The sequence below is a fragment of the Pseudomonas sp. GM60 genome (assembly GCF_000282415.1).
GTDB lineage: Bacteria > Pseudomonadota > Gammaproteobacteria > Pseudomonadales > Pseudomonadaceae > Aquipseudomonas > Aquipseudomonas migulae.
On sequence record NZ_AKJI01000098.1, the window covers coordinates 1 to 12288 of the forward strand.

Below are 12288 nucleotides of genomic sequence, written 5' to 3' on the forward strand. Positions count from 1 at the left end.
CAAAAACCCTGACCGAGAACGAGGCGACCATCGTTGCCGAGCTCAACGCCGTTCAGGAAAAGCCAGTGGACATCGGCGGTTACTACCACGCCAATGCCGAGCTGATCAGCAAGGCCATGCGCCCGAGCAACACTTTCAACGCCGCGATCGCTGCGCTGGTTTAAGGTTGTAAGGATGCAAAGAAGCCCCGGCCATGTGCCGGGGTTTCTGTTTCTACAGACTGACCAAAACCTTGTAGGAGCCGGCTCGCCGGCGATAGCGGTTTATCATTCAACATTTTTATTGGCTGACACTCCGCGATCGCCGGCAAGCCGGCTCCTACAGGTTTCGCATTTCAACATTTGAGGACTATCTATGGACTGGAAACCCCACATCACCGTCGCCACCATCGTCGAAGACAATGGTCGCTTCCTGATGGTCGAAGAAACCAAGCACGGACGGACGGTGCTCAACCAGCCCGCCGGCCACCTCGACCCGAACGAAACCCTGACCGAAGCCGCCGTACGCGAAACCCTCGAAGAAACCGGCTGGGACGTCGAGGCTACCGGCGTGGTGGGCATTTACCTCTACACCGCGCCCAGCAACGGAGTGACGTATCAGCGAGTCTGCTTCATCGCAAAAGCGCTCAAGCACCACCCTGACTATCAGCTGGATGACGGCATCGTCGGCGCAAAATGGCTGACGCGTGACGAACTGCTGGCACAACGCGCAAACTGGCGCAGTGAGCTGATCATCCGTTGTATCGATGATTATCTGGACGGTAAACACTTCGGCCTCGAACTGATCCGCCCTTCTCTTTAGCCTTGTGGGCTGCGGCCTGCTAGAATCGCGTCCTTTTTCAAGACACTCATTGAATCCCTATGCGTGATCCAGCCCCTTCTGACACACAAAAGAAGCGCGTCATTGTCGGCATGTCCGGCGGCGTGGACTCTTCCGTTTCCGCCCTCCTGCTGATCGAGCAGGGTTATGAGGTGGAAGGCCTGTTCATGAAGAACTGGGAAGAAGACGATGGAACGGAATACTGCACCGCCATGGACGACCTGGCGGACGCCCAGGCCGTGTGCGACAAAATTGGCATCAAGCTGCACACTGCCAACTTCGCCGCCGAGTACTGGGACAACGTGTTCGAGCACTTCCTGGCCGAATACAAGGCCGGTCGCACGCCGAACCCGGACATCCTGTGCAACCGCGAAATCAAGTTCAAGGCGTTCCTCGACTACGCCATGGTGCTCGGCGCCGACCTGATCGCCACCGGCCACTACGTGCGCCGCCGCGACATCGACGGCCGCACCGAACTGCTCAAGGGCCTGGACCCGAACAAGGACCAGAGCTACTTCCTGCACGCCGTCGGCGGCGAACAGATCGCCAAGACCCTGTTCCCGGTCGGCGAGCTGGAAAAACCGCAAGTGCGGGCGATTGCGGAGAAATACGAACTCGCCACCGCGAAGAAAAAGGATTCCACCGGGATCTGCTTTATCGGCGAACGCCGCTTCAGCGACTTCCTCAAGCAGTACCTGCCGGCGCAGCCAGGCGAAATCAAAACCACCGAAGGTGAAGTCATCGGCCGCCACCACGGCTTGATGTACCACACCATCGGCCAGCGTCAGGGCCTGGGCATCGGCGGTTTGAAAGACGCCAGCGACGAGCCGTGGTACGTGCTGATCAAGGACCTGGAACACAACGAGCTGATCGTTGGCCAGGGCAATGACCACCCTTACCTGTTCTCCCGCGCCCTGCTCGCCTCGGACATCTATTGGATCAACCCGATCGACCTGAGCGAGCCGCGCAAACTGACCGCCAAAGTGCGTTATCGCCAGAGCGACCAGTCGTGCACGCTGGAGAAAACCGCCACCGGCTACCGCGCGACCTTCGATGAGCCGCAACGCGCGGTCACCCCCGGTCAGTCCGTGGTGTTCTACGACGGCGAAATCTGCCTCGGCGGCGGCGTGATTGAAGTGGCAGAACCGTGGACCAGCAAAGGCACCCTTCAAGGCGAGCAGCAATGAGCCCCACTCAGGAGCAACTGACGGCGCTGGGCGGCGTGTTTCTCGCCGCCGTCCTTGTCGACAAGATCGCCAAGACCGGCCAGACCAGCGAAGCCGGCCTGACCTGCATGCTTGGCAGCCTGCTGATTCGCGACCCCAAGGACACGCTGGAAGTCTACGGCGGCGACGACATCAATCTGCGCGAAGGTTACCGCGCACTGATCGGCGCCCTTGAACGCGACCCGAGCACCCTGCAGCGCGAACCGCTGCGCTACGCCCTGGCAATGCTCGGGCTGGAGCGGCAACTGGCCAAGCGCGGCGACATGCTCGAGGTGATCGGCAAACGTCTGCCGCAGATTCAGTCCCAGGTCGAACACTTCGGCCCGGCGCACGAAAATGTGATCGCCGCTTGCGGCGCGCTGTACCAGGACACCCTGAGCACCTTGCGCCAACGGATTCAGGTTCACGGCGACATGCGCAACCTGCAGCAGCCGAGCAACGCTTCGAAGATCCGTGCGCTGTTGCTGGCCGGGATTCGTTCGGCGCGCCTGTGGCGGCAGTTGGGCGGTCATCGCTGGCAGTTGGTCGTCAGCCGCCGCAAATTGCTGAAAGAGCTTTACCCGCTGATGCGCAGCAGCTGAACCGCGCCCGCAACACCGTTTTGTAGTCAGTAACGCGTAATACGCTGGTCAGTTGGCAACGGACCGGCGGATTTTTTCATGTATGATACGCGCCCCATTTCGTTGCCCGACTGTCCGAGAACACCCCATGCAGCTTTCTTCGCTCACTGCGGTTTCCCCTGTTGACGGCCGCTACGCCGGCAAAACCCAGGCCCTGCGCCCAATTTTCAGCGAATACGGTCTGATCCGTGCTCGCGTGCTGGTTGAAGTGCGCTGGCTCCAGCGCCTCGCCGCTCACCCTGCCATCAGCGAAGTGCCGGCGTTCTCCGCCGAAGCCAACGCTGTGCTGAACACCCTGGCGGAAAACTTCTCTCTGGAGCACGCCGAGCGTGTCAAAGAGATCGAGCGCACCACCAACCACGACGTCAAAGCCATCGAATACCTGCTCAAAGAGCAAGCGGCCAAGCTGCCGGAACTGGCGGCTGTCAGCGAGTTCATCCACTTTGCCTGCACCAGCGAGGACATCAACAACCTGTCCCACGCCCTGATGCTGCGCGAAGGCCGTGATGACGTCATGCTGCCGCTGATGCGCCAGACTGCAGAAGCCATCCGCGAACTGGCCATCCGTTTCGCTGACGTGCCGATGCTGTCGCGCACCCACGGTCAACCGGCCTCGCCGACCACCCTGGGCAAAGAGCTGGCAAACGTGGTTTACCGTCTGGAGCGCCAGATCGCTCAAGTCGCTGCCGTTCCGCTGCTGGGCAAGATCAACGGCGCTGTCGGCAACTACAACGCTCACCTGTCGGCCTACCCTGAGATCGACTGGGAAGCCAACGCCCGCGCCTTCATCGAAGACGAGCTGGGCCTGGGCTTCAACCCTTACACCACGCAGATCGAACCGCACGACTACATCGCCGAGCTGTTCGACGCGATCGCGCGTTTCAACACCATCCTGATCGACTTCGACCGCGACATCTGGGGCTACATCTCCCTAGGTTATTTCAAACAGCGCACCATCGCTGGCGAAATCGGTTCGTCGACCATGCCGCACAAGGTCAACCCGATCGACTTCGAAAACTCCGAAGGCAACCTGGGCATCGCCAACGCACTGTTCCAGCACCTGGCGAGCAAACTGCCGATCTCCCGCTGGCAGCGCGACCTGACCGACTCCACCGTACTGCGCAACCTCGGCGTCGGCTTCGCCCACAGCGTGATCGCGTACGAAGCCAGCCTCAAAGGCATCAGCAAACTGGAGCTCAACGCTCAGAAAATCGCTGCTGACCTCGATGCTTGCTGGGAAGTCCTGGCCGAGCCGATCCAGACCGTGATGCGTCGCTACAACATCGAAAACCCGTACGAGAAGCTGAAAGAGTTGACCCGTGGCAAGGGCATCAGCCCTGAAGCGCTGCAAACTTTCATCGACGGGCTGGACATGCCTGCCGCCGCCAAGGCCGAGCTGAAACTGCTCACCCCGGCGAACTACATCGGCAACGCTGTAGAGCAAGCCAAGCGCATCTGATCGACCGCTTTACCCGTTTGAGACGCCCGGCAGCGCCGGGCGTTTTTATTCCCGTCTGAAAAGTGCTTTTTTTCAATAGGTTACACATGAATCCTGACATTCCTCTTCAACTTCTGGGCGGCATCACGGCGCGCGAATTCCTGCGTGACTACTGGCAGAAAAAACCCCTGCTGATCCGTCAGGCGATCCCTGATTTCGAAAGCCCGATCGACGCCGACGAACTGGCCGGCCTGGCGCTGGAAGAAGAAGTTGAATCGCGCCTGATCATCGAGCACGGCGAGCGTCCTTGGGAATTGCGCCGCGGCCCGTTCGCCGAAGACGAATTCAGCAAGCTGCCGGAAACCGAATGGACCCTGCTGGTACAAGCGGTTGACCAGTTCGTGCCGGAAGTCAGCGAACTGCTGGAACAGTTCCGCTTCCTGCCGAGCTGGCGCATCGACGACGTGATGATCAGCTTCGCTGCGCCGGGTGGCAGCGTCGGTCCGCACTTCGATAACTACGATGTGTTCCTGCTGCAAGGTCACGGCAAGCGCAACTGGAAAATTGGCCAGATGTGCAACTCCGAAAGCCCGATGCTGCAACACGCGGACCTGCGCATCCTCGCTGAATTCGAAGCCACTGATGAATGGGTTCTGGAACCGGGCGACATGCTCTACCTGCCGCCGCGTCTGGCTCACTGCGGCGTGGCCGTCGATGACTGCCTGACCTACTCCGTAGGTTTCCGCGCACCGAGCGCCGCTGAAGTGCTGACCCACTTCACCGACTTCCTCAGCCAGTTCCTGACTGACGAAGAGCGTTACACCGACGCCGACGCCCTGCCTGCAGTTGATCCGCATCAGATCCAGCACGACGCCCTCGATCGCCTGAAAGCCCTGCTGGCCGAGCACATGAGCGACGAACGCCTGCTGCTGACCTGGTTCGGCCAGTTCATGACCGAACCGCGCTACCCGGAACTGGTGGTCGGCCCTGAAGAAATCGAAGAAGACGACCTGCTTGCCAGCCTGGAGCAAGGCGCCGTACTGATCCGCAACCCGAGCGCCCGTATGGCCTGGTCCGAAGTCGATGACGACCTGCTGCTGTTCGCCAGCGGTCAGAGCCGTTATCTGCCGGGCAAACTGCGCGATCTGCTGAAGCTGATCTGCGCTGCCGATGCGCTGCACATCGACAACCTCGGCGAATGGCTGAGCGACGAAGACGGTCGCGGCTTGATTTGCGAACTGATCAAGCAAGGAAGCCTGGGGTTTGCCGATGAATAAAATTCACGTACGTGTCGCAGACTGGCAGAAGGATAACGCCGAGATCCGGCGCATTCGTGAGACGGTGTTCATCGCCGAGCAATCCGTTCCGCCCGAGCTGGAATGGGATGCAGATGACGCAACAGCGGTGCATTTCCTGGCCTTCGAAGGTGACTTTCCGATTGGCACCGCACGCTTGCTGCCCGATGGGCATGTTGGCCGGGTTTCGGTGCTGAAAGACTGGCGCGGCTTGAAGGTTGGCGACGCGCTGATGCAAGCGGTGATCGGTGAAGCCGAGAAGCGCGGGCTGAAGCAGCAGATGCTGAGCGCGCAGGTGCAGGCGACGGCGTTCTATGAGCGCCTGGGCTTCAGCCTGGTCAGTGAGGAGTTCCTGGAAGCCGGGATTCCGCATGTGGACATGGTGCGGCACTCGGCCTGATACCGAGGTACCCCCATCGCGAGCAGGCTCACTCCTACAAGGATTACGCTAGACCTGTGGGAGTGAGCCTGCTCGCGATGAGGCCCCGAAGAACACCACAAAACGCCCCGCCATTTTCGGATGCCGGGGCGTTTTGCTGTCTACGATTCAACTTGCCCCACGCCGGGCCGACAAACTGGCAAACTCAAGACCTGTAGGAGCGAGCTTGCTCGCGATGGTCGTGAGAGCGCCGCGGGGTATCAGGCTTCCAGCGTCATCGTTGACGACCATCGCCAGCAAGCTGGCTCCTACACACAAACTTCAAGGCCGGAGATAACGGATATGTCCCTACGCACCCTGCTCACCACGCTGCTGCTGACCTGCAGTTTTTCGGTCATGGCAGCCACCGAGATCGTGCCGTTGAACTACCACACCAGCGCCGACATGCTGCCGATGGCGCAGGATTTTATCGGCAAGGACGGCCAGGTCAGCGCCTACGGCAACCAACTGATCGTCAATGCCGATCAACGCAAGATCGACGAACTTAAAGCGCTTATCGCCCAACTCGACACTCAGCCCAAGCGCCTGCTGATCACCGTCGACACCAACGAAAACAACTTCCAGGGCGATCAGGGTTACTCGGTGAACGGCGCCAAACCCAGCCAGACCCGAATCATCAATCGCAGCACCGAAAGCCGTGACGGCGGCATTCAACAAGTCCAAGCCAGCGAAGGTACACCGGCGCTGATCCAGGTTGGCCAGAGCGTGCCGTTGACCAGCACGCAGATCGATTCCTATGGCGATCCCCGCAGCCAGACCGAATACCGCAACGTCACCCAGGGTTTCTATGTCACCGCGAGCGTCACCGGCGACATCGTTCACCTGTCGATCAGTACCAACCGTGACCGCATGAGCCAGGAACGTCCCGATGTAGTGAACGTGCAAAGCACCGACACAACCGTCACCGGCCGCCTCGGCGAATGGATCACTCTCGCCGGCGTGAATCGCCAGACTCAGGCCGACAAACAGGGCATGACCCGCAGCTACTCGACTCAGGGCCGGGATGACATGACCCTGCGGGTGAAAGTCGATACTTTGGACTAAACCACCAAAAACTGACTGATTAGTCGTATTAGACCAAAGATGTAGTGCTCGAAAAAAAGCACTACAAAACGTTTGACGAGCCAAAAAAGCGAAGGCATGATGGCCTCGCTCCCGCTAATCAGGGGCCCTGGCAAGGGCCTTCGAGGCGATGCTCGCACCTACCCCGCGAGCCGTTTCGTGTCTGTACCGCCCACAAGGTGTGTTTGACGAGGTTGCCGACTGGAACGAAGTTGTCCCGAGGGACGGAAGCGTATTTAGGTAACCCGGCATCACACTGAAGTTCGTATAAAGGCCCACGACGCCCGAATGCGCTCGCCAGTCCGCCCTTACCTGCTCACTTCCCCTCGAGCCCATCGTTCATCCCGTCGCCAACCCCGCCGAATTCGACTTGACCGCCTAAGCTTCTGGTCTGCGAGCGCATGAATTTTCCACCGCAGAACAACTTTCCGTAAAAGACGCGACGAGGTTTATCTCCATGGCACTGACACGCGAACAGCAAATTGCAGCCCTCGAAAAAGACTGGGCTGAAAACCCACGCTGGAAAGGCGTGACACGCGCTTACTCCGCTGCTGACGTCGTCCGCCTGCGTGGCTCGGTTCAACCTGAGCACACCTTTGCAAAACTCGGCGCCGAGAAGCTCTGGAACCTGGTCACCCAGGGCGCCAAGCCGTCCTTCCGTCCTGAGAAAGATTTCGTCAACTGCATGGGCGCCCTGACCGGCGGCCAGGCTGTACAACAAGTCAAAGCCGGCATCCAGGCGATCTACCTGTCGGGCTGGCAGGTTGCTGCGGACAACAACTCCGCCGAATCGATGTACCCGGACCAGTCGCTGTACCCGGTGGACTCGGTTCCAACCGTGGTCAAGCGCATCAACAACTCGTTCCGTCGTGCTGACCAGATCCAGTGGAAAGCCGGCAAGGGCCCGGGCGACGAAGGCTACATCGACTACTTCGCACCAATCGTGGCTGACGCCGAAGCCGGTTTCGGCGGCGTACTGAACGCTTACGAGCTGATGAAGAGCATGATCGAAGCAGGCGCCGCCGGCGTTCACTTCGAAGACCAACTGGCTTCCGTGAAAAAATGCGGCCACATGGGCGGCAAGGTACTGGTTCCTACCCAGGAAGCGGTACAGAAGCTGACCGCTGCCCGTCTGGCGGCTGACGTTGCCGGTACTCCGACCATCATCCTGGCACGTACCGACGCTAACGCGGCTGACCTGCTGACTTCCGACTGCGACCCGTACGACCAGCCATTCGTGACTGGCGAACGTACCCAGGAAGGCTTCTACAAAGTGCGCGCTGGCCTGGACCAGGCAATCGCTCGCGGCCTGGCTTACGCTCCGTACGCCGACCTGATCTGGTGCGAAACCGCCAAGCCGGATCTGGACGAAGCCCGTCGCTTCGCTGAAGCGATCAAGAAGGAATACCCGGACCAACTGCTGTCGTACAACTGCTCGCCTTCCTTCAACTGGAAGAAAAACCTGGACGACGCGACCATCGCCAAGTTCCAGCGCGAACTGTCCGCCATGGGTTACAAGCACCAGTTCATCACCCTGGCCGGCATTCACAACATGTGGCACAGCATGTTCAACCTGGCGCACGACTACGCCCGCAACGACATGACTGCCTACGTGAAGCTGCAAGAGCAGGAATTCGCCGACGCCGCCAAGGGTTACACCTTCGTGGCTCACCAGCAGGAAGTGGGCACCGGCTACTTCGACGACATGACCACCGTGATCCAGGGCGGCTCGTCGTCGGTTACCGCACTGACCGGTTCGACTGAAGAAGAACAGTTCCACTGATCTGCTTCGCCTGAACGAACGGCCGTTGCGGACCGAATAAAAAGCTAACCGCAACGCCGCACATCTGACGCCCCGACTGGTTCGGGGCGTTTTTTTGCCTGCGATTTCATAAACACCACAATCCCTGTGGGAGCCGGGCTTGCCCGCGATGGCGGCGTATCAGCCGGCATCTTTGGCGCCTGACACAACGCCATCGCGGGCAAGCCCGGCTCCCACAGGGAATGCGTGCAGCCGAAAACCGCAGGATAATCCTTGATCCAGCGCAGTTTCACGATCAGAAAAACAGGGTAAAACGGTGCCGCCCGCTACTTGCAGTAACGCGCATATAAGACAACTTTCCACCCACCTACCCGTTAAACAGTTTGAAAACCACCTCAAACAATATTGATTATCATTTAGCTCAAACTATGTTCGTTACATTCCCTACAAAACATAATTGATGAAAAGCCTGCTAATGCCCGCAACGCATGGGCTGCGGGACTTTGGAGGTGCGCTATGTCCTTATTCCTATAAATAATTTCGCTATAGGAATTTTACTTGCACGGTGTTGTGCCATAAAATCAGCGGGATTGATTGCTGCGACATATCGTCACTGCTTTGTTTCTTTTTCAAGCTCAGAGACCTTTGCTCTCTGTTAAGGATTACCAGCATGCCCGAAGCGACAGGACTCATGGCCCACAACTGGGGCTTTGCCATTTTCCTTCTGGGCGTTGTCGGCCTTTGCGCCTTCATGCTCGGCGTCTCCAGCCTCCTCGGGTCAAAAGCCTGGGGCCGCAGCAAAAACGAACCGTTCGAGTCCGGCATGCTACCTACAGGTGGCGCCCGCTTGCGGCTCTCAGCCAAATTCTATCTGGTCGCGATGCTCTTCGTGATCTTCGATATCGAAGCCCTTTTTCTCTTTGCCTGGTCTGTGTCCGTCCGCGAAAGCGGCTGGACCGGATTCGTCGAAGCTCTCGTTTTCATAGCAATTCTGTTGGCAGGCCTTGTCTACCTATTCCGAGTGGGCGCCCTTGACTGGGCTCCGGAAGCTCGTCGTAAGCGGCAAGCGAAGCTGAAACAATGAGGCTTTGGCAATGCAATACAATCTCACCAGGATCGACCCCGATGCTCCTAACGAGCAGTATCCGATTGGCGAACGGGAAACCGTTTCCGATCCGTTAGAAGATCAAGTCCACAAAAACATCTTCATGGGCAAGCTCGAAGACGTGCTTAACGGCACGATCAACTGGGGGCGCAAGAACTCCCTGTGGCCGTATAACTTCGGCCTTTCGTGCTGCTACGTGGAAATGACCACCGCCTTCACGGCGCCCCACGACATCGCGCGCTTTGGCGCCGAGGTTATCCGGGCATCGCCGCGTCAGGCGGATTTCATGGTTATCGCCGGTACCTGCTTCATCAAGATGGCGCCGATCATTCAGCGTCTCTACGAGCAAATGCTCGAACCTAAATGGGTTATCTCCATGGGTTCGTGCGCCAACTCCGGTGGCATGTACGACATCTACTCAGTCGTTCAAGGGGTGGACAAGTTCCTGCCCGTGGACGTCTACGTGCCTGGCTGCCCGCCTCGTCCTGAAGCTTTTCTGCAAGGCTTGATGCTCTTGCAGGAGTCGATTGGACAGGAGCGTCGTCCGCTTTCCTGGGTCGTTGGCGATCAAGGCGTGTATCGCGCCGAGATGCCTTCCGAGAAGGACAAGCGCCGCGAACAGCGAATCGCAGTCACCAACCTGCGCAGCCCCGACGAAGTCTGATCCAGATCTGCTTCTTATATAGAACGAGACACTGGCTTCATTCTTTACGTTGACCGAAAGCGATAAATAACCATGACTACAGGCAGTGCTCTGTACATCCCGCCTTACAAGGCAGACGACCAGGATGTGGTCGTCGAACTGAATAACCGTTTTGGCCCCGAGGCGTTCACCGCCCAGCCTACCCGCACCGGCATGCCGGTGCTTTGGGTTGCCCGCGCCAAACTCGTCGAAGTGATGACCTTCCTGCGCAACCTGCCCAAGCCGTACGTCATGCTCTATGACCTGCACGGCGTGGACGAGCGTCTGCGCACCAAGCGTCAAGGGCTGCCAAGCGGCGCCGACTTCACCGTGTTCTATCACCTGATGTCGATCGAACGTAATAGTGACGTGATGATCAAGGTCGCCTTGTCCGAGAGCGACCTCAGCGTGCCGACCGTCACCGGGATCTGGCCGAACGCCAACTGGTACGAGCGTGAAGTGTGGGACATGTACGGCATCGACTTTGCCGGCCACCCGCACCTGACCCGCATCATGATGCCGCCGACCTGGGAAGGTCACCCGCTGCGCAAGGACTTCCCGGCCCGTGCCACCGAGTTCGACCCGTTCACCCTGAACCTGGCCAAGCAACAGCTTGAGGAAGAAGCCGCGCGCTTCAAGCCTGAAGACTGGGGCATGAAGCGTTCCGGTGCGAACGAGGACTACATGTTCCTCAACCTCGGTCCCAACCACCCTTCCGCGCACGGTGCGTTCCGCATCATCCTGCAGCTGGACGGTGAAGAGATCGTCGATTGCGTACCGGACGTCGGCTACCACCACCGTGGTGCCGAGAAGATGGCCGAGCGTCAGTCCTGGCACAGCTTCATCCCGTACACCGACCGTATCGACTACCTCGGCGGCGTGATGAACAACCTGCCGTACGTGCTCTCGGTCGAGAAGCTGGCCGGCATCAAGGTACCCGAGAAGGTCGACGTCATCCGCATCATGATGGCCGAGTTCTTCCGGATCACCAGCCACCTGCTGTTCCTGGGTACCTACATCCAGGACGTCGGCGCCATGACCCCGGTGTTCTTCACCTTCACAGACCGCCAGAAGGCGTACACGGTGATCGAAGCCATTACCGGTTTCCGTCTGCACCCGGCCTGGTACCGCATCGGTGGCGTCGCGCACGACCTGCCGCGCGGCTGGGAAAAACTGGTGAAAGACTTCGTCGAGTGGATGCCAAAGCGTCTGGACGAATACCAGAAAGCCGCCCTGGACAACAGCATCCTGCGTGGCCGGACCATCGGCGTCGCTGCCTACAACACCAAAGAAGCCCTCGAATGGGGCGTCACCGGTGCAGGCCTGCGTTCGACCGGTTGCGACTTCGACCTGCGTAAAGCGCGTCCATACTCGGGCTACGAGAACTTCGAATTCGAAGTGCCGCTGGCCGCCAATGGCGATGCCTACGACCGTTGCATCGTGCGCGTCGAAGAAATGCGCCAGAGCATCAAGATCATCGACCAGTGCATGCGCAACATGCCGGAAGGCCCGTACAAGGCGGATCACCCGCTGACCACGCCGCCGCCGAAAGAGCGCACGCTGCAGCACATCGAGACCCTGATCACGCACTTCCTGCAAGTTTCGTGGGGCCCGGTCATGCCGGCCAACGAATCCTTCCAGATGATCGAAGCGACCAAGGGCATCAACAGTTATTACCTGACGAGCGATGGCGGCACCATGAGCTACCGCACCCGGATTCGCACCCCAAGCTTCCCGCACCTGCAGCAGATCCCTTCGGTGATCAAAGGCAGCATGGTCGCGGACTTGATTGCGTACCTGGGTAGTATCGATTTCGTTATGGCCGACGTGGACCGCTAAG

At 59.3% G+C, this 12288-nt stretch carries 12 protein-coding genes; all 12 read left to right on the forward strand.

Features of this window, described 5'->3' with window-relative positions; genetic code table 11:
- Window positions 1–164 (forward strand): NADP-dependent isocitrate dehydrogenase (locus PMI32_RS30335; protein WP_008032712.1); only part of this gene is annotated, 164 nt, incomplete at its 5' end.
- A gap of 190 nt (window positions 165–354) precedes the next feature.
- Window positions 355–801: an NUDIX hydrolase gene (locus tag PMI32_RS06925; RefSeq protein WP_008032714.1), complete on the forward strand. Its 447-nt coding sequence runs from the start codon at window positions 355–357 to the stop codon at window positions 799–801.
- Window positions 802–860: 59 nt separating this feature from the next.
- The gene (gene mnmA, locus PMI32_RS06920) at window positions 861–2006 is read left to right on the forward strand and encodes a tRNA 2-thiouridine(34) synthase MnmA (RefSeq protein WP_008032715.1); all 1146 of its coding nucleotides are present in this window, start codon (window positions 861–863) and stop codon (window positions 2004–2006) included.
- On the forward strand, window positions 2003–2626 hold the full coding sequence (gene hflD / locus PMI32_RS06915; RefSeq protein WP_008032717.1) for a high frequency lysogenization protein HflD: 624 nt from the start codon (window positions 2003–2005) through the stop codon (window positions 2624–2626). Before mnmA ends, hflD begins: the two co-directional genes overlap by 4 nt.
- Window positions 2627–2753: 127 nt before the next feature.
- Window positions 2754–4124 carry an adenylosuccinate lyase gene (purB, locus tag PMI32_RS06910; RefSeq protein WP_008032719.1) on the forward strand — a complete coding sequence of 457 codons (1371 nt, stop codon included), beginning with the start codon at window positions 2754–2756 and terminating at the stop codon, window positions 4122–4124.
- A gap of 86 nt (window positions 4125–4210) precedes the next feature.
- Window positions 4211–5380 carry a ribosomal protein uL16 3-hydroxylase gene (locus PMI32_RS06905; RefSeq protein WP_008032721.1) on the forward strand — a complete coding sequence of 390 codons (1170 nt, stop codon included), beginning with the start codon at window positions 4211–4213 and terminating at the stop codon, window positions 5378–5380.
- Complete coding sequence (locus tag PMI32_RS06900) at window positions 5373–5798, forward strand: GNAT family N-acetyltransferase (RefSeq protein ID WP_017339601.1); 426 nt, start codon at window positions 5373–5375, stop codon at window positions 5796–5798. The genes PMI32_RS06905 and PMI32_RS06900 overlap by 8 nt, the downstream gene beginning before the upstream one ends.
- Window positions 5799–6119: 321 nt before the next feature.
- Window positions 6120–6881: a secretin N-terminal domain-containing protein gene (locus PMI32_RS06895; protein WP_008032723.1), complete on the forward strand. Its 762-nt coding sequence runs from the start codon at window positions 6120–6122 to the stop codon at window positions 6879–6881.
- Between the two features lie 475 nt (window positions 6882–7356).
- Window positions 7357–8682 (forward strand): isocitrate lyase, encoded by a 1326-nt coding sequence (aceA, locus tag PMI32_RS06890; RefSeq protein ID WP_008032724.1) that lies wholly within the window; start codon window positions 7357–7359, stop codon window positions 8680–8682.
- Window positions 8683–9331: 649 nt separating this feature from the next.
- Complete coding sequence (locus tag PMI32_RS06885; RefSeq protein WP_003223812.1) at window positions 9332–9745, forward strand: NADH-quinone oxidoreductase subunit A; 414 nt, start codon at window positions 9332–9334, stop codon at window positions 9743–9745.
- 10 nt (window positions 9746–9755) lie between these two features.
- Window positions 9756–10430 carry a NuoB/complex I 20 kDa subunit family protein gene (locus tag PMI32_RS06880; protein WP_008032725.1) on the forward strand — a complete coding sequence of 225 codons (675 nt, stop codon included), beginning with the start codon at window positions 9756–9758 and terminating at the stop codon, window positions 10428–10430.
- 72 nt (window positions 10431–10502) lie between these two features.
- Window positions 10503–12287 (forward strand): NADH-quinone oxidoreductase subunit C/D, encoded by a 1785-nt coding sequence (gene nuoC / locus PMI32_RS06875; protein WP_008032726.1) that lies wholly within the window; start codon window positions 10503–10505, stop codon window positions 12285–12287.
- Window position 12288 lies beyond the last annotated feature (1 nt).